The organism is Streptomyces sp. NPDC059080, from assembly GCF_042739975.1.
GTDB classification, from domain to species: domain Bacteria; phylum Actinomycetota; class Actinomycetes; order Streptomycetales; family Streptomycetaceae; genus Streptomyces; species Streptomyces benahoarensis.
This window is the reverse complement of the sequence record NZ_JBHYGX010000012.1, coordinates 1-21,155: the sequence shown is the minus strand read 5'-3', so window position 1 is coordinate 21,155 and position 21,155 is coordinate 1. Positions and strand designations below refer to the sequence as shown.

The window sequence follows — 21,155 nt, the reverse complement described above, 5'->3', positions numbered from 1 at the left end:
GGAGCCGGCCGGCCAGGGCCTTCTTATCCAACCAAAGGCCGCCATACACATCCCCCCCCCCGGTATACCGGCCCCCCGCCCGGACCAACTGGTCCGGGCTCGCTCGCGGGCTGTTCGGGGCAAAGCTTGCCGGGAGGGGCACTAGAGATCGAACTCCAGGTGTTCGACGTCCGTGAAGCGGACCTCCTCCAGGCTCCCGGCACGGCGGCCGCCGTCCTGCGAAGTACACCTCCTTGAGCGCTTCGGCAGCGATCTCCCTCAGGCGGTCGTCGCTGGCGTCCTGTTCCTGGGCCTCGAAGAGGCGGGCGGCGTGATGCGGCGGCATCGCGACCGGGTACTGCCCGGTGAACGCCGCGTGCTTGACGATCTTGCGGTGCAGGTTGATCCGGGTGCGGGAGATGACCGCCGCGCAGATGTCCGGCCGCCAGGTCAAACGGGGCAGCGCCCGCCACGGCTCGCCGGGCCGCCAGCCCTCACCCCTGGGCCGCTCACGCAGCTTCCCCAGGGCCATCGCTCAGCCCCCGAAACTCCCAGCGCCTGCCACATCCACGCCGTCAGCCAGCCCTCTGACCAGCAACGCAGAAAGCCTGACGCCCCATCAGAACGAGCGTCATTTCAGCGTCAGGATATCGCCCGTAACGCCCACACCGCACCTCATGCCCACCCGCAAAACCGCAGGTCAGGCACCCTTCCCCGCCTTCTCCAGGATCGCCACGCACTCCACGTGATGCGTCATCGGGAAGTGATCGCGCCCAGCCGCCCCAGGAGAAACCCCAGGTCACACAGGGTTTTCCAGCTCAACTTCCCTGGCCCCAAGAGACCGGAGCGTCAGACGAGCGTCACGACCGCTGAACGCGCCGCGTGTGGGGCGTCAAACGATCTCGGCGAGGCCCTCAAGAAGGACATCAGCGACCAGTTCTTCCACCACAGCGGTGCCATACTCGGCCATCACGCCAGCCAACTCCGCATCCCACGGCGCTTCGGTGAGACGGCCGGGCGGACGGCCTCCAGAAGTGCGGGCGACGGCGGCGCGGTAGTCCGCTGCCGACATGCGCCAGGGCCGGGCGGGTGCCTTGTCCAGGACGCACGCGGCGATGGCCCGCACGGCCCGGGACGAGGCGGACACTTTCTCCGCCCTGGCTCGCTTCCTCGAACGGGCGCAGGCCCGGGCCGCCGGCAATCGGGGCCTGCGGGGACTGATGCACCGGCACACCGTCGAGGGCACCGACCTCGCCCCAGCGCGACAGGAGATCGCACAGCGCTGCACGCACCTGATGCGACAGGCTCGCGCCCAGGGCACGTTGCGCGACGACGTCACCGAAAGCGACCTCGCACCGATCGCCACCACGCTCGAGGCCGTCCTGGCGCTGCCCGGCGAACAGCCCTCGGACAGGTGGCGCCGGTATCTGGCCCTCATCCTCGACGGGCTCCGCGTCAGCCCGGATCAGGCACCGCAGCCGGGCCAGGAGAACGCACCCTGACCCCTCGAACAGCGCTGACGACTGCCTGGAGCGGTCCGATCAGCGGCCCGCAGATGAGGCTTGACACTGAACGAGTGCTCCATCACACGGTTGTTGCTCAGAACGATCCCCAAGTGACCATATTCGCAGTCCTGTTGGGCGCACAGCTCATAAGATCACGTCACATGACCGAACAGCGCGAGCAGGGGGACGGACGAATGCGGGCCTGGGTGGTACGCGCGGGGGAGTACGGTCAGCGGGAGACAGTCGCCCTGGAGAACGGCATGCTCCTGGCAGGGTGGCTTGGTCTGGGAGACCTCGCCGAGGCACGGACACGGGACGACATCAGGGCTCTGGTTGCCGCTGCTTATCCCGACGAGGGCGCCTACACGATCGGCAACTGGACCGGCCAGCTCTTCCGCTTTGTCCACGAGATCCAGCCCGGCGACCTCATCGTCCTGCCGCTCAAATCCCTGCAGGTGGCGGTCGGCAGGGTGACGGGGAGCTACGAGCACCGGGCGGATTCCCCCGACGGCATGCGGCACGTCCGGCGTGCGGAGTGGCTCGTCACGGACATCGACAGGCAGACGATCCAGTCCGACCTGCTGGACAGTATGGGCTCTCTCCTCACCGTCTTCGAACTCAGCCGGTTCGGCGCCGCGGAGCGCGTGGCGGCACTGGCCGAGGGGAAGCCCGACCCCGGACGGCCGGACGCCGACGAGTTCGCCGCCACCCTCACCGGGCCGACGAAGTTGTTCGAGGAAGTGCACCGGCGTGACGAGGATGATCCGCTCACCTTGTCCGTCCGGGATTTCCTCGCCGTCTGGGGCGTACAGCGCCGCCATCCGGCGGCGACGGAGTACATCAAGGACGAGCTGGAGGAGCGGGGCCTGATCACGGTGCCGCCCTTCACCGAGGGCACGCTGGACAGCCGGATCACCGTGCTGGCGGGAGGCGCCGAGCCGGACGAGTCGGGCACGAGCGCCGTCTCCCGGCTCTCCCTCGGCACCCTGACGAGCGTCGCCGGTCCGGCCGTCACACACATCATCAAACGTGCTGCCGAGCTCCTCAGACCGGCCGAGGAACCCGAGCAGCCGAACGTCGCGTACCGGGTGAGCAACCTCGACTCCGCGAACCGCATGCCCGAGTCGGTCCGTATCGGAGACGGTGTCGAGACCGCCATGACGCTCATGCTGCTGCACGGATACAGCCAGCTGCCGGTCCTCGACCCGGACGGCCGGCTGCGCGGCATCGTGAGCTGGGAGTCGATCGGACGGGCCCGGCTGGCCGACCCGGCCGCCGGACTGCAGGCTGCAACAGTCCGGGGGCAGGAAGCGGACGGCTCGGACGATCTGCTCGACTGGATCGGAGTCATCGAGCAGTCCGGACACGTCGTCGTCCGGGATCACGACCACAAGGTCTGCGGGCTGATCACCGCCGCCGACCTGACGGTCCAGTTCGGCACTCGCGTACGCCCCTTCGTCCTGGTGGAGGAGATCGAGCAGCGGCTGCGCCGCGTCGTCGACCGGCGGATCCCGCTCGACCGCATCAGGAAAGTCGTCCGCGAGCGACCGGAGCGGGTGCACTCCGCCGCCGACCTCACCTTCGGGGCGTACGGACACCTGTTGCGGGCCCGCGAGAACTGGGCCGCCCTGGAATGGCGTGTCGACCAGCAGCACTTTCTGACGGCGCTCGAGGAGTGCCGTGTCCTGCGCAACGATCTGATGCACTTCAGCCCTGATCCCGTCACCGACGATCAGCTGCTCCCCGTACAGGGGCTGCTCGAGCTGCTGCGGTCCATGGACCCGCAGAGCTGATCACCTTTCGCGCGGACCGGGCATGCGGGAGGCCGTGCCCGGCTCCCCGAGCACATTTGCACGAGCACACGTCCTATTGCTGTGCTGACAGACCGACGAGGCAGAGAGGCAGTGGGGGCGTGAACAGGTCGGAGGCGGAGCAGCAGCGGCAGGCGCGGATCCTGCGTTTCTGGCGGGCGGTGGAGTACTTCACCCCGCCGAAGGTGGACCCCGTGAACCCCCGGAAGCGCATGTTCGCGGTGGGGCCGTCCCGCCCCCTGCCCTGGGAACCCGGCTCCGAGGTCAGCCGGACACCGTCCGGCCGGAATCGCGTCTGGCAGCACACCGTGTACGCGGGGATCTTCCCGATCGGCAAGGTGCGGGACGTCCTGCTGGAAGCGTTCCGGGCTCCGGACGCGGAGCAGGACTTCGATGGCCGGATCAGCGGCGACAGCGCCGTGCTGTGCTTCACCGTGGACGAGGATGGCCATCTGATCAAGGGCAGTGTGACGCTGTCCTCCTGCGCTTGGGCAGTGGGGCGGACCCTGACTCCCGGGCCGCACGACGACCGGTGGCTGTCCGGCTTCGACGAGCAGAGCACGGGACTGCTGGAGCGCCTGCTGGAGCTCGGGGACGGGAAGATCGGCGTCGAGCGTCGGCCGTCGCCCGGCCAGGAGCCGCCTGCCTCGGAACTCGGACCGGTCGCGGGGCTCATGTCGCGGCTCGCCGTCAGCGCGGCGAAGGGCGGGCTGGGGGCTGCGGCAGCCGCAGCCGGTACCGCGCTCGGACCTGTTGCGGGAGCCATCACCGGCAAGGTGATCGAGGAGGTCGGCGGTGCGCTGATCGACTCTGCGGCCGCGAGGCTCACCGACCGGAACACGGGCCGTACGACGCCACCCGCCGAGGAGCCGGAGAGCAGCGACGAGGAAGGCACGGAAGAGGGCGAAGCAGGCGAATCGGCTGGGCAGAGCGCGCCGGACACGGAACCGGGTTCCGCGCCGGAGGAGCCCCCGGCCCAGGTCGGCACGAAGGTTCTCGATGTGTACGACCTGGCCGCTGTCACTCGCTGGGTGGCCGAACAGCTCAGCATCGCCGATGCGCTGACGCCGAACGCGATCCGGGTCAAGAGTGTCCAGGTCTCGGCCAGGAACGCCGACGAAGCGGTCGGCGATGTCTTCCTCAACAGCTTCTACGCGGACGATCTCGACCGGGTCGCCGACGCCTTGGAGGCGGGGCAGGCCGGCACCGCACTGCTGGACTACCTCCGCGCCGAGACAGACCTGGACACCTCGCCGCGCCACGATGTACGCCTCATGCCGGAGACCGTCCTGAACCATGTTCAGCCCTCCAGCATGCCCCTGGGCCGGTGGCCTGCGGATGACGACAAGCCCCTCGTGCTCAGCCAGCAGTTCGCGGTCAACCGCGTCATCGAGACTCTCGGCGCCGACGACGGACGCGGGATCTACGCCGTCAACGGCCCGCCGGGAACGGGCAAGACCACCATGCTGCGCGACCTGATCGCGGCTCTCGTCGTGCGGCGGGCCGAACGGCTGGCGGACCTCTCCCGCCCGGAGCTCGCCTTCAGCCGTAAGCCGTTGTCCTGGCGCACCGAGGAAACGGCCGGGAAATACCCGCGGACCATCCATCCGCTGATCCCCGAACTCACCGGCTTCGAGATGGTCATCGCTTCCTCCAACAACGGAGCCGTGGAGAACGTCACCCTGGAGATCCCCGGCGCACGGGCGGTGGGCGACGCGTGGCGGGAGAGCGCGGACTACCTCTCCGGCCCGGCAGGCGTGCTCCTCGACGACGACGCCTGGGGCGCTATTGCCGCTTGTCTCGGACGTCGGAGCAACCGCTCCCAGTTCGTCGAGCGCTTCTGGTGGGGCGAACCGGCAAAGAAGTCCGCACATCCCCGGGCGAAGACTCCGGACGCGGAGCCTGCGCTGGGACTGCAGAAGATGCTGCAGCTGCAGGGCGAGCACGTAACAGCCTCCGGGCGGAAGCGTACAGACACCGAGGGTTCCAGTGCTGCCGAAGAGGAAGAACCCCCGCTCGGCCGGGAGACCTGGGGAGAGGCGGTCCAGCGCTTCAAGAAGGCCCGCAGTCGGGTCCGGGAGATGGCGGCGGAGCGGCAGCAGATCCGCGATCTCGCCGCACGCGCGGCGGGGCCGGACGCTCTCCTGGACCAGCTGCTGGCCCAGGAGTCCGATACCCATGACACGCTGCTGCTCCTCCGGGAGGAGCAGTGCCGGGCGGAGGCCGCTCTCGCCCGCAGCCGGGACGAGTACGCCCGCCGTGAGGCCGAACTGTCCACTGCCCGGCACCAGTTGGACCGGGCGGAGGCCGGGGTCCGGCAGGGTGAGGAAAGTGTCAGTGAGACCGAGGCGGTGCTCCACACCCATGAGGCGGCCAGGCCCGGTCGTCTCAAGCGGATGTTCGCACGGGAGGCCGCACGCCGCTGGGAGAGCGCGAACGCTCCGTTCCGGGCAGCAGTCGAAGCTGCGGACGCCCGGCTCGCCGGCCTGGAGTCGGTACGGGTCGCGCGGCTCGCCGAGCTCCGCACGTCCCAGGCCCGGCTGGACGAGGCGCTGCTCGCCGTCGAGCGTGGACGGACGAGACTCACGGTGTGCGCGCAGGCAGGCGAACAGCAGACGGCGAAAGCCGTCGAGGCCGGGCAGCAGGTGCAGCACAGACGACGCGAGAGGGAAGCGGAACAACAGTGGCTGTCCGCCACGCGGGCGCGGTGGGGCGCCTCGTTCCCGGGCGAGGAGTGGCAAGCGGATGCCGACGACCGGGCGGCGATGGAGATCCGGGAGCTGTCCGCCCCCTGGATGGACGCCGAATTCGCCGGGGCCCGAGCCGACCTCTTCCTCGCCGCCCTGGATCTCCACCGCGCCATGCTGGCCAACGCCCCCGAGTTGATGCGCAAGAACCTGCAGGCCGTCATGGACGTGGTCAAGGGCCAGGCGCCTGCGGCCCTTCCCACCACCACGGTGCTCGCGGCCTGGCAGATGCTGTTCCTGGTCGTCCCCGTGGTGTCGACGACGTTCGCCTCGATGGGGAGGATGTTCGACCAGCTGGGCAACGAGGCCCTCGGCTGGCTGTTCGTCGACGAAGCAGGTCAGGCCGCGCCGCATGAGGTGACCGGTGCCCTGTGGAGATCGCGTCGCGCTGTGGTCGTCGGTGACCCCCTCCAGCTCGAGCCGGTGGTCCCTCTTCCGTGGACCGGCCAGCGGCGACTCGCGGCGCACTTCTCGGTGGACCGCCGCTGGGCCCCTGGCGCGGCCTCGGTCCAGACTCTGGCCGACCGGCTCAACGCCTACGGCACCTGGTTGCGGAACGACCGCGGCGAGCATGTCTGGCTCGGCTCCCCGCTGCGCGTGCACCGCCGTTGCGACCGCCTGATGTTCGACGTCAGCAACAAGATCGCCTACGACGGGATGATGGTCTACGGAGTCTCACGGAACCAGGACGACTTCCCGCTGGCCCAGCGGAGCGTCTGGATGGACGTCTCCTCGCTTCCGGGCGAGGACAAGTGGAACCCCGGCGAAGGCAAGGCTCTCGAGCAGTCTCTCGAGCTGATCAGCGACCGCATCGCGGAGGCGATCAGCAGGGAGCGCCTGAACATCGAGGGAACGCCCGGCGCGCAGGGAACGGTGGACGGCACGATGCGGGATGACTTCGCCCAGGAGCTGAAGCGTCGGCTGAGCGAATCGGTCTTCGTCATCAGCCCGTTCCGGGACGTCGTCCACGGGATCGGCAGGGTCGCAGGAAAGCGGCTCGATTCGAAACGCTACGGAACGGTACACACCACACAGGGCAAGGAAGCGGACATCGTGCTCCTGGTCCTCGGCACCGGATCCGGACAGGCGGGCTCGCGTATCTGGGCGGCCAAGAGCCCCAACCTCCTCAACGTGGCGGTCACCCGCGCACGCCGCCGGCTCATCGTCATCGGCGACTACGACGCCTGGTCATTGCACCGCTACTTCGGAGACCTGGCCGCGCATGACCAGATCCATCGATGGTGCAAGGACTGACACGGCTACCCGCCGCCGGCCCCGCCGGCAGCACACCGACGGCCATCTTCGTCCGATGCGGCGGCGGGGCGGTGATCACCCGACCCCGTAGAGAGCCGCCAGATCGACCAGGAGCAGATCCTCACGTCGGGCCGCACACTCGATCAGGTCCGGGTAGAAGCCATGCAGAGAGAAAAGGGCCAGTGTGGTGCCGTCGGTGTCGTACCCCTGGTCGGCGAGCAGGTCGCGGATTCGCTCCAGGCGTTGCAGATCGCCGGTGCCGCGGCGGGCTGCGGTGGCCTTGGCCTCGCCGATGAGGGCAATTCGGGCGCGAGGAGCCTGCGGACGCTCCCCCAGCGCCAAGGCGAGGACATCGACCTCGTGCTTGGTGCGTGCCGCCGGGTCGGCGACCTCGGTGGTGCCGACCGGGCCCGGCAGGCCGCCCGGGAGGGCGGTGTGGGCGTAGCGGCGGGTGAAAGTGCGGGCCAGGTCCTCGAAGTGGGGGCCAAGGATCTTGGAGTTGAAGGTCGGCGTGGCGGCCTGCCATGCCTGTTCCGCGAAGCCCTGCTCGACGATGGCGGCTTGAGGCAGAGTAACGAGCTGATTGAAGCGGATAACGGGGTCGGCCAACGTGATGACCGGGTGGCGGGGGCGCAGGATGTCCTGCTCACGATGGACGTAACCGGTGGACTCCAGCACGTCCAACGGATGCGTGACGGCATTGCGCTGCCGCTCCAGCGCCGCACCGACCTTCGTGGGCGTGGAGGCTCCACGGGCGATCGCGGTGAGGATGTCGTAGTACAGAGTGTGCTGAGTGATGCGCGGATCCTCGCGCAGCAGATACTCCGTCTCCATGCGTGAGTAGACCGCCCTGCCCGGGTCCAGGAGCGTGCGGGCCAGCCAGGGGACGAAGCCGTCATTCGGATGTGGTCGGGCCGCCACCGGCCGATACCCCGGGGCGCCGCCAAGGACGGCGTGAACCTGCAAAGCCGTCAGCGGGTCCTCGATCTTCCAGAAGTCACGCGCAGCCCGGTAGTCGAAAGCCCCCAGCCGCAGGTCGATCACCGCACGACCGCGCAACGGCTTGGTCCCGGAGAGCAGTTCATGCATGACGCTCATCGCGGACCCGCAGAGGATCACCCGAGGCCCGGGTCCTGAACCAGTGCCGGTGCCACGCTGGCGCTCGTCGTAAAGCTGCTGAAGCAGCCCCGGAATCTCGGGCGAGTGCTGGAGGAGATACGGCAGTTCATCGACGACCAGCAGCGGGGTCCGCGAACGAGCCGTGACATCAAGGGCGTTGGACAGCACCTCACGCCAGTCGGCCAACCGCAACGTTCCGGGGCTCAAACCCGCATGGGCCGCGATAGCGTCGCTGAACCGTTGAATCGCCGGTAGCCGCCCCTCCTCCCGCACCGCGGTGACATACAGACCACCGACCCGCTCCGACAGCGCCTGAAGCAGATACGACTTCCCGTGCCGCCTGCGCCCGGACACGATCCCCAGGCGCATCGCAGGATCCGGGTCGATGACGAACTCGGTGAGCAGATCCCACTCACGATCGCGGTCGACCACGTCCTCGGGCTTGGCAAGCGTACTCTCGGCCACCGGCAGCCTCCCACCTCAACCACGCAATTCCGTCTAAGTCTACTTCGACAGAATCCGTCCAGGCTGGCTCTCTTAGCGATGGAGATCTACGTTTGGTAAAACACCCTGGGTAACTGCAACCGCCGGGGTTTCGTTCAGCGGTTACGAGGCCACCTTCGCGGCCCCACGGCACTTACCACCGGTCGGCCACACCGGCAGATCACGAGCGTCAAGAATCGCGAGAACTGAGCTTCCTCATACCGCCCCACCCGTCACTCCAGCACAACACCGCAGGTGAAGCGACATCAGCGGCCTCGACCTGTTGGATCCCCCGAAACAGGTCGAGACCTATCTGCGCCACTACAAAACCGCAGGTCAGGCCCCCTTGCCCGCCTTCTCCAGGATCGCCACGCACTCGACGTGGTGGGTCATCGGGAAGGTGTCGGCCTGCGCAAGCCACAGAAAAGGCCAGGTCAGAGGCGCATTCTCGGCTTGATATGCAGCTTGAAGGGGCCCAGAGCGTCAAACGAGCGTCACGGCGGACAGTGCCGGGGTGGTGTCAGGCCACCCGGCCTCGCAGGCGAGCGAGGCCGGATACCTCGGGATGATCTGGTTGCCGCAGTCTGTTCAGCCACGAGCAGCACGGAGGAGGTCGCGCCGTCCACCAGGGTTCCTGGCCTCGTCTGGACACGCCCTGCTCTCGTCGGCGCAACAGGTCCTCCGCCCACTACTGAACCGCGACCGGCGCGCCCGCGATCGCCACGGCCATGCCGGTCACGATTCACGTGCGGCTCTGTCACCCGTTGAGCGCCACACACTCCCGGAGCACCAGTTCCAGGCGCAGCTGGGTGCCCTCGCGGTCAAAGATCTGGAGTGCGTCGAGGCAGTTGACGATCCACCGTGCCTCGTCCTCGTCATCGATCTTGAGCGCGACGGCGGTCACCGCGCCTTCCAGGTCGAAGAGGCCGTCCCTGAACTCGTCATCGAGGGCCCGGTATCCGGCGGCCAGCAGCGGATCCGCGTACACGCCGGTCGCCTCGGCGAATGCGCGGGCCTTGGCCCGGTCCGCGCGGAGGTCGGCCAGGCGACGCAACACCTCGTCGGGGTCGCGCAATTCCTCGTGCAGGCGGTGGGCTCGGTCCACCAGGAGCGGCCAGCCGCCGGTCAGTTCGTGGAGACGGTCCAGGCGGTCCTCCGTGTGGAACATGTTGATGCGCTGGGCCCAGCCGCGCAGGCTGCGGTGGTCATGCCTGCGCAGCACCACCGGTGCGGCCGAGGTGGATTCGGTTCCTGTCAGCAGGGAGCGCCACAGGGCGAGCTGAGCGGGGTCGATGACGAGGACGACGGCGCGGGTGACCCCCGGAGTAGCGGGCAACAGCGTCTCGGCCAGGCCAACGGCTTCGCGGCAGGTATCGGGCCGGACCGGCTCCCGGTAGTTGACGAAGTCGCTGATGACGACCCGTCGTTCTCGGGGGCGCCCGCCGGTGAGTTCCTGTTTGTAGACGCTGGGCTTGCCCACGGCTGGCAGCGTCCAGCCGTCGATCGGTCCGGCGATCGTACGCAAGGTCCGGGCGACGTCTGTGACTCCGGTGGCGGTGCTGCCGAGGACGACTCGGGTCCGGTTGGACCGCTCGCCCAGGAGGTCGTCGAGCTGGGTGTTGGTCAGCGAAGCCGGCCGCCCGTCGGGGAGCTCGGGGCGGCCCTCCTGCACGATGCTCTCCTGCAGTTCACAGTCCTGTTCGGCCCTGAGCAGACGTGCCTCCACCTCGTGGGAGGTACCGATCATGCGCAGGGCGTTGGGACCACGCAGGTGCCAGCCCAGTCCGTCGTGGTTGGGCGCGAGGATACCGAGACCCACCATCTCGGAGAGGTAGGCACGGAAACCCTCGGTGTCGAGCTGTTCGAACCCCTTGCGCCAGTACGTCTCGCACTCCTCGCGCAACTCGGTGTCGCTCAGCCGCACCTCCAGGCCGTGATGGCGGGCGTGGTATGCCAGCACATTGGCGATCACGTCGTAGCGGTGGTCGAGGCTCAGCGTGTCCTTGAAGGCTGCCGAGATGCCGTCCCGGAGCGCGGCGTCCGACTCCACGACCTCGATGTCGGTCACCTCCACCTCGTAAGGGGGTTCCCCGGCGCCGCGCCGCGTCCGCTTGCGGTGCATCAGCTCGACCAGCCGATGCCCGAACATCTGCAGCAGGAACGGCTGGTACGAACAGTATCCGAGCACACGGTTGACGAGATCCAGGTCCTTGAACTCGAACCCGAGCGCCCGCATCGGCTCGACCAGCAGTTCCGCAGCCGACTGGGGAGCCAGCGGGCCGATCACCTTCGGAGTCTGAGCGAGGTGGCCGAATGGCCCGTTGCTCGCGAGCTTTGAGAAGCGCTGCACAGAGTGAAGTCCTGCGAAGACGACCTTCGCCGCGTCCTTGGTGTCTGACCCGAGACCCTTGAGCTTCTTGGTCTGGTCGAACCGCGGGGCGTCGGCCTCGAAGAACTGGTCGCACTCGTCGAGCAGGATCAGCAGTCGGCGACGGGAGTCCCCGTCCAGCCAGGTCCGGATGCCGGCGCGTACCCGCTCGGAAGTCTCCTGTCGTTTTCCGCGCCCCTGCGGCCGGTCATCGAGTACCTGCGCCACGGTCAGCTCCCTCAGCAGGACGCTCCACAGCGCCTCCGGCCCGCGCGAGCTGCCCTTGCCGATGTTCTCATGATCGAGGTTGACGTACACCGTCTGGTGATAGTCGAGGCGCTGCTCCGTGAACAGTTCCCCGGCGTCGGCGAGCAGCGCCGACTTGCCCAGGCCCCGGCCGCCGTAGATGACCTGGGTGCCGCGCGGGTCGAGGATGCTCTTGCGTTCGGCGTCGCGGCCGTAGAACATCTCGCCGCCGATCCGGCCGCGCTTCTCCCTGATGTACGGGTTGACGCCGGAGAAGGGCAGCAAGGTCTGCGTGGCGGCGCTGACCTGGCGGTTGCCACGGGCCGCGAGATAGGCGAGGGCCGCATCATCCACCACGAGCAGCGGCTGCAACCGGTCGGAGCCGACGGCGAGTTCGACTCGGGCCTCACGGCTCAGCGTGCCGAAGTAGACGACGAGAAGGCTCGCTCCGCTGGTGTCCCGCTCCGCCCAGCTCATGACGACCTTGGCGGGCGGCCTGCCCCAGACCATCATCACCCGCAGGTTGCGGCCCTGCTCCTTGATCTGCGAACCGAACGCGGGCGCCTTCGCCCTGCCGTTGATCTCCACACCGGTCGCTTCGAAGAGACGGTATTCCCGCCGGTGCTGGGATCGGTCGTCGAGCGGCCTGGCGCTCTTGGCGTCGTAGCCGAGGAGCTTGAGGAGAGGCGGCACCTGTCGCGTCGGAGCCACCTGGAGCCGGTCCTTCCGTTCGGTGGCGGCAAGCACGCGCCACTCGTCGAGCGCGTCGGCCGCCAGCGCCGCCTCCTCGGTGGAGAGGCCGCCGTAGTCCAGGACGGGGACCATCGGATGCTTGCCACCGGACCGGACCAGCTCAACGAGCTCATGGTCAATCCCTCCAGGCAGGCCGTCGGGCACGGCCAGGAAGAACTCGGTCAGATGGGACTCACCGCCCTCGATCTCCGGGACCGGTTCGCCGATCTCCAGGAAGTAGACGAGGTCGGCAGCGGTGGCCAGGTCGTTCGTCTCCAGGCGCCGTAGGACCTGGGCCCGCTCCTCCACGGAGGGGTCCAGGGCGTCGAGCCGAGCCCTGATCCGGTCCGCCGCCTGCTCCCGGAAGGCCGGCAGGCCACTCCGTACCGTGTCGAGCGCCCGCCGCACGTGCAGCAGGTCGTGTCGGTCGGCGCTTTCGAGGCTGTTGTGGGCGTCGGCGAGCAACTCCTGAAGGCCGAGGTCCTGGTCCTCGGTCACGGCGCCATCGGCCTGCGCACGGTGCAGCTCGGCGACGAGTGCGTCGTGTGCCTTCCGCAGCTGCGCACGCCGGGCGTTCTCCCTGTCCTCGATCTCGGCTTCCGCAGGCGGGACGAACTCCCCCGCCCCGGCGGCAGGCAGCAGCCCTCGTCCGGCCAGCTCGACGATGTCACGGACCGCGGTGAACGCGTCGCGGGAGAGGCGCTCGTCCAGAGCCTCCTGCCAGCTCCGGTGGACCGCGGTCAGCAGTTCGTCGGGCGACGGCCGCTCGTCACGGGTGTCACACACCTTCAGCAGCTCCGCGTCCAGCACGAGCGCTGGGTCGACAGGACCGCCGGAACGCGTGGTCCCGGTGTCGCCGGCCAGCAGAGCGAACAGCTCCTCCATCGAGGCGTGGGCCGCCCAGGCCATCGCGCCCGAGAGCGCGTCCGGGCGCCGCGCCAACCGCTCCAGTTCGCCCAGCGCCGCTTCCCTGCCACGCAGCAGGGACTGCCGCAGAGAGGAGATCTCCTTGACCGCCCGGTTGCCGTCGGAACGGTCGCCACGACGGGTGCCGTCGACCGCCAGGCACCACTCCTTGACCAGGCTGACGGCCCGCTCCACGAGATGCACCAGGTCCTGCCGCCCGGAGCCCTGAAGCGGCTTGCCGCTGGACGAGCGGTACTTGCGGTCCATGCGGTCGATCTCGCTGTTGACCTCGGCCAGTTTCGACAGCCGATCGGCCTGCTCCCGCACCTGCTGCAGCGCGTGGCGGTCGTCACCGGCGACGGTCGTGAGCAGCGATCCGAGCATCCCGTCGTCGGGGGCGAGCCAGCGCTTGGCGATCTCCGTCGCCCGTGCGAACCGCAGCCGCTGCGGCGCGAGCAGGACACGGCTCTGCTCGCGCAGCTCCCGCAGCCGGGCCTCCGTCTCGGAGACGTCGGCGACCAGTGGCGAGGCGATCAACAAAGCGCCGCTGAGGGCACGGTCGGCAACGGCGGTCGCTGCCTCCCCCAGCCGGTCCGGGAGCCGGGGCACCAGTGCCTTGAGCTGAGCACCTGCAGCGTGGTCGCCGGTGATCAGCGCGGTACGCAGCAGGGCAGGGAGCAGGAGGAGTTCGCTGCCCTCGCTGTCCTGGCCCGCGTATCCGCCGTACTCCTGGAGCAGGTCCGCCGTCAGCCGGGCACTCTGGCTGTCCCCGGAGGTGAGCAGCGCAGCGGCACCGGCCAGGCGGATCGCCGCCACCTGGGGCTCGGAGTGGCCGGCGGCCCTCGCCACATGGTGGGCGAGTCCGAAGCGCCGCTCCACGACCAGCTGCGCCAGGACCCCCTCGACCGCGGCCTCATCGGTGGCGTCGTCCGCCGCCGGGCCCGCTTCCCGGACGGGCGTGTCCTGCACGGGAGAAAGCGTGGGTGCGGCGGGTGCCTGGACAGGCGCGTCAGCGGCCGTGGGGGGCGCCGAGTCGCTGTCGGCGGCCGGCACGGCGTCTGCGTCGGGGGCGTGGACCGGCTCGGCGGTCGTAGTGGCTTCCGGCTCGGCGGCGGGCTGGGGCGCGATCGCCCCGGTCGGTGCGGCCGACTGCGCGGTTCCGTGTTCTGCGGTCGTCTCGGCGTCGGCGGGCTCGGCGGTGCCGTGCGCCTCGTCGGTCCCGGCCGGGTGCGGGTCACCGTCCACCGGCTGGTCCAGCGTCAGCTCGGGAGCGATGAGCACCGCCATGGCGCACGTGGGCAGGACCCGTACGACCTGCGTCTGCAGTGCCAGGATCTCCGTCGCGGCATCCGCCTGTCGTCCCAACCTGATGAGCCGGGCCAGGGCGGCGAGCGCGGCGCTCTCCTCCCGTTGCGGCTCCTCCCACACCGGCACGTCCAGCAGGCGGCGGGCCGCGCCGCGCACGGCCTCAGCGGCAGCGGAGGCTGCGGCGGAGCTGTCCGGGCGACAGGCGACATCCAGCAGTTCCCGCAGCGGCTCGCGGGCCTGGAGGTCACGCTCCTGCGCTGTCCGGTGTGCGCGTGCGGCGCGCGTCATGTCCTCCAGACGACGAGGCACCCCCTCGATCCCGGCGCCCCGGAACACCGCGTCCACGTCGTTGAAAACAGTGCTCAGCGCAGCGAGCGGAGCCAGGTCCGCGTCCTGCGGAGGGCGGCCGTCCATGATCGCATCGGTGACCTTCTCCGCGGCTTGGCGGGCCCCCGCCAGGGCAGACTCCAGCTGCCGACATGCCTCCTCGGGAGCTGTCCCCGCCTTGGTCCCGGTGTTGTCGGACGCGGTAGCGGTCTCCTCATGCGAAATGCCGGGGTCCGCTACTGCGGTCTCCGGTGCGGGGACGCCGGTGCCCGGCCGGTCGGCGATGGCAGCGCCCCCTGGTTCACCGTCCTCCGCGAGCGCCAGCCCATCGTCTTCCGCCGCTCCAAGGGCGAAATCGGGGTACGCCTCCACGAGGGGCCGCGCCGTGGCAGCGACAGCGGTGAGCCGGGCCGCCTCCTCGTCGTCGGCCGTCGCGCCGAACCAGTCCTGGTCCGCCGCCCAGGCAAGGATGTGGGCGTCAATCACGGAGGCGTTGCACCACGCGAACACGGTGGCCCGGACCAGCGTGGCACCCCACCGGGCAACAGGGTCGGGAACCGGCTCCCCGTCGTGCGCCAGGACGAAGTCGCCCACCTGCTTCATCACAGTGACCGTGAGTCCCTTGGCACCGCATGTGCAGGTGTGCTGCCGCGACTCGCGTCGCAGCCTGGTGAGGACGTCCCGGCACAGGGCACTGCTCACCCGTCGAGGAGCCGACATGCGGATGCCCAGACTGGTGAGCAACTCCTGACGCTGCTTGGGCCGCAGGGAGTTGAAGGCGAGTTCCACCATGTCCGCCGTCAGATCGTTCAGGGCGGCGGCGGCCGGGGATCCCAAGGCGTTGAGCGCGGCGGCCAGATCTTCCAGGTCCTCGGCCGAGACGCTCGGCGGGGACCACGGCGGCCCTGTGGCGACGCGGTAGCGGTCCTGCATGTATACGTACTCCGTTTCTGCGGGTGGCGGATGGAGAAGCCTGCGGGTCATGGGAAGAAGAGAGGGGACCGGAGCCATGGACAGGCGAACGTCGTGAAAGGTCAGCGGACACGCGTGTGCTCAGTCACGAACGTGTAGCCGTACGGCAGTTCCCAGCCGTCCGCCTTGCCGAGCCTGCGGCAGTACTCCCGGAAGGCCGCACGCTGAACGTCGCTGGGCAGACATCCCGGCCGCAGGCGGCGCAGATGACCTGCAACGAACTGAGCGCCGCGCAGCCCCTCACCGCCCGGTTCGCCGCCCCACGGACGTATCACCCTCGGCCTGGCGGGGCGGTAGCCGATGAGGGGAATGGTCCGCTGTCCGTCATGCGGCGGGAAGTGCGGCTGCCCCCAGACATCCCGGCTGCCGAGGGCTGGCTCCAAAAGGCGTTCCGCGAGCAGTTCCACGACGGCCGAGTCCAGGGCGGCGGCCTGCGACCGGGCGGGTCGGCGCCCATAGACCGCGCTCGGCAGGACCGACCGGTCCATCAGGGCATGACCGTCCAGGGTGAGCAGACCGCAACGGCGCACGGTGCGCATAATCAGTTGCCGAGGGCCCAGCCCGACCGCGCTGTCACCGTGGCGGCTGCTGCCCGGCACGTCCTCCCTGGTGAGCACGCGAGGGTCGTAACAGTGCCCCGTCTCACGGTCACCAGCTTGCACGCGTTCCTTCAGCTGCGTCGTAGCGAGGCGGATCACTGTGCCACCCCGGAGCCGGCGCAGCTCCAGCATCAAACCGGGGAAGAAGTCGCCGGGCCAGACGACTCCCGTCAACCGACCTGATTCGTCTCCGAGTTCGGCCGTGACGTTCTGCACCGCCTCCTTCTCGCCCAGCGTCTCACCAGCATGGTCGAGTTCGAGGCGAAGCGTGGGGTGCGCGTCGTGGGACCGGCAAAGCTCCTCCGCGACGAACGGGTGCAGGGGAAACCAGCCGCCGATGAGATGGGCCAGCCGCAGGGGAGCCCGCCAGACGATCTCCTGCGCGTCGCTTCGCAGGAGTTCGCCGGTGCCGAGGGCGTCGTCGTCGGCGAGGGGTGCATCTACCGGTTCCAGCTCCACTTCCGTTTCTGGCTCCGGCAGTGCGTGCAGTGTGGAGTTCCAGCCGCGCCCGGCCGGGACCAGGGGGTCTCCGGGTTTCTCTGCGTCACCAGGATGGTGGGACCGCCACACCCCTCCCCCCTCGAAGGCGTCGTCAAGCGTGATCCGCGAGCCGTTGCCAACAGGCCATGGTCGCTGTCCCCTTGGACCACGTCGGCGAGCGCCACGTTCGCCCGGCACACCTCAGCGGCATACCCCGCTCCCCTGAGCCGCTCCGCCGCTCCGGGAAAACCGCGGAGCCGTGGTCCCACCGCTGTGTACACAGTGCTCGGAGTGATGAGGCCGTGTCGCCGCCTCGCCGGGGTGGCTGCGCGCTCGACCGCGGCCACGAGAGACCGGAGGTCGTCGCCGCCCAGCGGTCCGGTGTCTCGCCAGCAGTCCGCGAGGGAGGTACGGGTCATGGCGTAGTGGCCCCAGGTGCGCAAAACGGCACTGGAGTTGAGGACACCTCGCACCGCGTCGAGGAGACCGAGCAGTCCCGCCCGCAGATCGTCGTGCGTGCCGCCCACCAGGGAAGCAAGGGAAACAGGAACGAGGGGGCTGAGAAGCTGCTCCCGGGCCGCCGTCAGGAGATGGTCCGCGTAGGCCGTCAGATCGTCGCGCCGGGCTGCTTGCGAGGACGGATAGCAGACGTCGACGACGACATGCCCGTCCATATTGATCCATCGCCCGCGCGTGCGTAAGCGATGAAGCTGGGCCGGTGACAGGCTCAGCGCCGGACCGAAGGCGTGGAGGTCCGGGACCAGCAGCTCCCTGCGCCGTGGTTCGGCGTCTGCACCCGGCCTGCCCGAGCCCTCGGCGCCCGCGGGCGCCCCCGACACCCAAGCCGGCACGTCACCGAGCGCGCCCACCTCCGGGTGCGCGCCCTCCCGGTAGACGATTTCGGCGTAGAGCGGGTCCGACCCGGTGGCGACACACACCATGGCACCGACCGGGAGCACGGGAGCGCACTCACCGAAGCTGATGACGGGAAAGTTGTCCAGGCACAGCGGGGTTCCGCCGTAGCCGTCGCCGCCGAGGTCATACCCGAAGTAGACGGCATTGAAGGCGACCGTGGTGTGCACCGGCGCCGGACGGGCCGCGACAACCGCTTCGAGATAGCTCCGCAGTCGACTGCGTTCCTGGCCGGGGACGGCGTCGTAGCCCTCCGTCATGGCAGAGGTCAGGAGAGCCTGGTCACCGTACGGATCCGGCACCCCCGTCCGCTCGCGTTCTCCGACCCCTTTTGCTGACACATACGGGTCCCCACCCATGGCACCTCCGCCGCACTACAGGTCGCCCCGGCCCACCTGCGGTCATTCCCGCAGGATATTCCCATCCTTGGGTTTCCTGCGGCGCTTTCATCACTTTGCGATGGCCCACGACGATCGAATCCGCCCACCGCGTTCACGAATACCGTAGAGCCGCAGCGTCAACGCCACGAACACGGCCAGGCCGGAGAGGTACACCAGCGCCGCCACCTGCCGCAGCAGCGAAGCTCCTACCACCAGGGGCGAGCCAGTCGCGCCACGCAACAGGCCGATCCCGTAGCGGCCTGACGAGCAGACCCCGTGTACGGCAACGGCCGCCCGCTGGCAGCCGTAGTCACCCTTGACCAGGTCCACGACGCGCAAGTCTCTCCCTCTTGCTCCAGCGAAATCCGCGTCCCGCGACTCGGACGCAGCAGGCACAGCCCGGTGCATGGGCTGCTCGTACCGCCGCACTCCACCACCCCCGTCGACACCGGACCGCCGGTCACGTTCCTGATGTGGGCGCCCATTGCCGCGCTCCGTGCAACTCGACACACGGACCGCACGCCAGCCTCATGTATAAGCTGACGCCCGATCAGAGCGAACGTCACATGAGCCTCAGGGCCGCCTTACGCGGACCCCGCGAAGACCGGTGGCGACACTCGCCCGCCTTTCCGTCACGGATCGGATCCGCAGGTCAGGGGCATTGGTCCGGCACACGGCGTGCTCCACTTCGTGCACATCAGAAAAAGCTGAGCAGCCGCCGCCGGCGTTGTTCACGAGGATGTCCAGGCCGCGTGTCGAACGGCCACGGGTAGGCGCAGCCATCGACCCTCGCGATCGCGCGAAGTACCTCCCGCGTCGCCGGAGGGTCACCCGGCTCGTACGGAATTACACCGCCTGGCATGTGGCTGACGAGAACTCCGCGCAGGTTCGACCGTCGCGATCACGTGGCACGTCGCCGACAGATAATGCGCGTGGAGCGCCAATGAGCAGATCTCCCCCAGATCCCGGACTCCCTCCCCCACACCGGGCACGGGACTCAATGCGCCGGCCCCAAAAGGGAGTCACCGCGATAATGAGATGCGAGCCATAGGATTTCAAGGCAATCGAGGGTTTTCGCACACAGTGTTTGCCAACCGGCGAGAGGCCGTGACACAACTGACGCAAAACGATGCCCGCTCCGACGGAGTCGGAATTTCGCCCTCCGACTCGCGCTCCTGGTGACGGCGGTTCGACCGGGCGAGTACGCCGGAATGTGCGTGCGGCAGCGGGGCGCGGAACAGCGGAAGTTCGTGCTCAGTTGTTCCGAACTCCATGGGTGGATAATGATCTTCATGCTGTGTGCGCGTTGCTCGCCCGCGTACCGGTCGGCGCGGGCGGGTACTTGGTGGTGCCGTCCACTGCGGGACTTCCTCCGCGGTGATGCCCGATGCCGTGCGGGCGATGCCCCTGTGCGACCTCGGCAACGGTGAGCACCGGTGGCGGCGACCCCGCGGGCCGACTCGCCTTGCCCATGCGTCGCCCGCACCCCGCCACGTGCCGCCCGCCTCACAGTGCCCCGCAGCGCCCCGAGCGGAACACCGCGGGCCCTACCGGGCGGGCTGGGAACGGGACCTCGGACGCGTTCGGTCAGCGGGTGTCGTGCTCGCCGGACGAGCCGCGCCGGTGGCATCCGACCAGGTGAGTGTCGACCATCCCGATGGCCTCCATAAGTGCGTAGCTCGTGGTGGAGCCGACGAACCGGAAGCCGTACGAGCGCAGTTCGGCGGCGAGGGCCTTCGACCCGGGGGGCTGGGTGGGCGCCTCGGACACCGTGCGGGGCACCGGGGTGCTGCCGGGCTTGTGGGACCAGATCAGCCGGTCGAGCCCACCGTGCTCGCGCAGCCCCAGGACAGCCCGGGCGTTGGTGCGTGCCGCCTCGATCTTCATGCGGTTGCGGACGATCCCGGCGTCGCCCATGAGCCGTTGGACGTCCTCGTCGGTGAACGCCGCGACGGCCTCCGGGGCGAAGTCGGCGAACGCCGCGCGGAAGGCCGGCCGCTTGGCGAGAATCGTCAGCCAGCTCAGCCCAGGCTGGAATGCCTCGAGCATGATCCGCTCGAACAGCGCCTGTTCACCACGGACCGGAAGCCCCCATTCGGTGTCGTGACACTCCCTGTTGAGGGGGTGCGTCACGGCCCACGGGCACCGTCCGAGCCCGTCCTCCCCCACGACGGCTTCCCGCTCCGCCGGATCCGTGGACGTCTCGCTGCCGGTTGTGCTGGTGGTCACGCGCTCACTCTCTTCCCTGGGGCACCCCGACCGGGCGCCCTCACGACGCGCCGTCCCCGGCCTTCCATCGCGCGTACTGCCGGGGCAGGCACACCGCGCACGGCCGGTACCCCGCAGCGACGGCGGTGACTTCGTCGGCGAAGAAGACCCGATGGCGTGCGTAGTGCCCACGGGCGATGGCGCAACGCGGAGGGGCAGTCGAGCCGCCCGTACAGCTTTCCCGGCCGGTGGTCGCCCAGGCTGCCGGGTGTGGCGCTCACGTAGGGGCTGCCGTCACGCCCGATGAGCGTATAGGCCGCGTCCCCCGTGAATCTGTCCATGACGAAGCCGAGTGTGCACCCCCGCGAGCCGATGGTCCGGCGGTATTCGGACATTGCGCTGAGGGGTGTCGTCACGTCCCCGCCGTCCACCCGGCGGGGTCTGCCGGGAGGGATGCCGCGGTCTACCGGCCGTGGGTGGCGTCCGCCGGGTACCGGCGCAGCTCGACGGTGTTGCCGTCGGCTATGGGCAAGATCGCTCTCAGACGCTCCCTGGAAGCTCTTGTGGCCGAGGAGGTGTTGGACCTCGTAGAGCGAGACGCCCTTCTGCACGAGCCATGAAGCACAGGTGTGACGCAAGTGCGGGAAGAGCTGCTGCTCGCCGTCATCGTCGAAGCAGTAGGCGCCGGCGACGGCCGGACACCAGGTCCGCCGACGCCGGTTTCCTTAGACCGTGTCCTATGTGGTGAGGCGGGCGTTGGTCTGTGTATGGGGCGGGGTACGTGGAGTTGGATTGTTCCGGACGGATTGTGGGAGATCG

Annotated in this window: 11 protein-coding genes and 2 pseudogenes; 3 read left to right on the top strand and 10 right to left on the bottom strand. The window is 69.3% G+C overall.

What is annotated here, in order from left to right:
• Nucleotides 1-141: 141 nt before the first annotated feature.
• The 3 genes and pseudogenes from ACFWWQ_RS12570 to ACFWWQ_RS12560 form a co-directional block, all read right to left on the bottom strand.
• Nucleotides 142-331, bottom strand: a pseudogene (locus tag ACFWWQ_RS12570) (XRE family transcriptional regulator); the annotation flags it as partial.
• Nucleotides 323-505 (bottom strand): annotated as a pseudogene (locus ACFWWQ_RS12565) (hypothetical protein); the annotation flags it as partial. The pseudogenes ACFWWQ_RS12570 and ACFWWQ_RS12565, both read right to left, overlap by 9 nt.
• A 366-nt stretch (nucleotides 506-871) precedes the next feature.
• Nucleotides 872-1,126 carry a DUF2399 domain-containing protein gene (locus tag ACFWWQ_RS12560; protein WP_384594453.1) on the bottom strand — a complete coding sequence of 85 codons (255 nt, stop codon included), beginning with the start codon at nucleotides 1,124-1,126 and terminating at the stop codon, nucleotides 872-874.
• On the opposite strand from ACFWWQ_RS12560, the gene ACFWWQ_RS12555 reads away from it, so the two are divergent.
• The 3 genes from ACFWWQ_RS12555 to ACFWWQ_RS12545 all read left to right on the top strand — a co-directional run bounded on the left by ACFWWQ_RS12555 (nucleotide 1,050) and on the right by ACFWWQ_RS12545 (nucleotide 7,296).
• Nucleotides 1,050-1,481: a hypothetical protein gene (locus ACFWWQ_RS12555; protein WP_384594450.1), complete on the top strand. Its 432-nt coding sequence runs from the start codon at nucleotides 1,050-1,052 to the stop codon at nucleotides 1,479-1,481. The genes ACFWWQ_RS12560 and ACFWWQ_RS12555 overlap by 77 nt on opposite strands.
• A 113-nt stretch (nucleotides 1,482-1,594) precedes the next feature.
• On the top strand, nucleotides 1,595-3,277 hold the full coding sequence (locus ACFWWQ_RS12550; RefSeq protein WP_384594447.1) for a CBS domain-containing protein: 1,683 nt from the start codon (nucleotides 1,595-1,597) through the stop codon (nucleotides 3,275-3,277).
• Nucleotides 3,278-3,396: 119 nt separating this feature from the next.
• Nucleotides 3,397-7,296: a DEAD/DEAH box helicase gene (locus ACFWWQ_RS12545; protein WP_384594444.1), complete on the top strand. Its 3,900-nt coding sequence runs from the start codon at nucleotides 3,397-3,399 to the stop codon at nucleotides 7,294-7,296.
• Between the two features lie 75 nt (nucleotides 7,297-7,371).
• On the opposite strand, the gene ACFWWQ_RS12540 is transcribed toward ACFWWQ_RS12545, so the two are convergent.
• From ACFWWQ_RS12540 to ACFWWQ_RS12510, 7 genes are all read right to left on the bottom strand, one after another.
• The gene (locus tag ACFWWQ_RS12540) at nucleotides 7,372-8,880 is read right to left on the bottom strand and encodes an ATP-binding protein (protein WP_384594441.1); all 1,509 of its coding nucleotides are present in this window, start codon (nucleotides 8,878-8,880) and stop codon (nucleotides 7,372-7,374) included.
• 775 nt (nucleotides 8,881-9,655) lie between these two features.
• Nucleotides 9,656-15,769: a hypothetical protein gene (locus ACFWWQ_RS12535; protein ID WP_384594438.1), complete on the bottom strand. Its 6,114-nt coding sequence runs from the start codon at nucleotides 15,767-15,769 to the stop codon at nucleotides 9,656-9,658.
• Between the two features lie 50 nt (nucleotides 15,770-15,819).
• Nucleotides 15,820-16,815: a hypothetical protein gene (locus ACFWWQ_RS12530; RefSeq protein WP_384594435.1), complete on the bottom strand. Its 996-nt coding sequence runs from the start codon at nucleotides 16,813-16,815 to the stop codon at nucleotides 15,820-15,822.
• The gene (locus ACFWWQ_RS12525; RefSeq protein ID WP_384594432.1) at nucleotides 16,797-18,008 is read right to left on the bottom strand and encodes a hypothetical protein; all 1,212 of its coding nucleotides are present in this window, start codon (nucleotides 18,006-18,008) and stop codon (nucleotides 16,797-16,799) included. Before ACFWWQ_RS12525 ends, ACFWWQ_RS12530 begins: the two co-directional genes overlap by 19 nt.
• A 189-nt stretch (nucleotides 18,009-18,197) precedes the next feature.
• Nucleotides 18,198-18,458: a hypothetical protein gene (locus tag ACFWWQ_RS12520; protein ID WP_384594429.1), complete on the bottom strand. Its 261-nt coding sequence runs from the start codon at nucleotides 18,456-18,458 to the stop codon at nucleotides 18,198-18,200.
• A gap of 1,257 nt (nucleotides 18,459-19,715) precedes the next feature.
• Entirely contained in the window at nucleotides 19,716-20,357 is a 642-nt protein-coding gene (locus tag ACFWWQ_RS12515) for a DNA-3-methyladenine glycosylase I (RefSeq protein WP_384594426.1), read from the bottom strand.
• Nucleotides 20,354-20,974 (bottom strand): hypothetical protein, encoded by a 621-nt coding sequence (locus ACFWWQ_RS12510; RefSeq protein WP_384594423.1) that lies wholly within the window; start codon nucleotides 20,972-20,974, stop codon nucleotides 20,354-20,356. The genes ACFWWQ_RS12515 and ACFWWQ_RS12510 overlap by 4 nt, the downstream gene beginning before the upstream one ends.
• Nucleotides 20,975-21,155 lie beyond the last annotated feature (181 nt).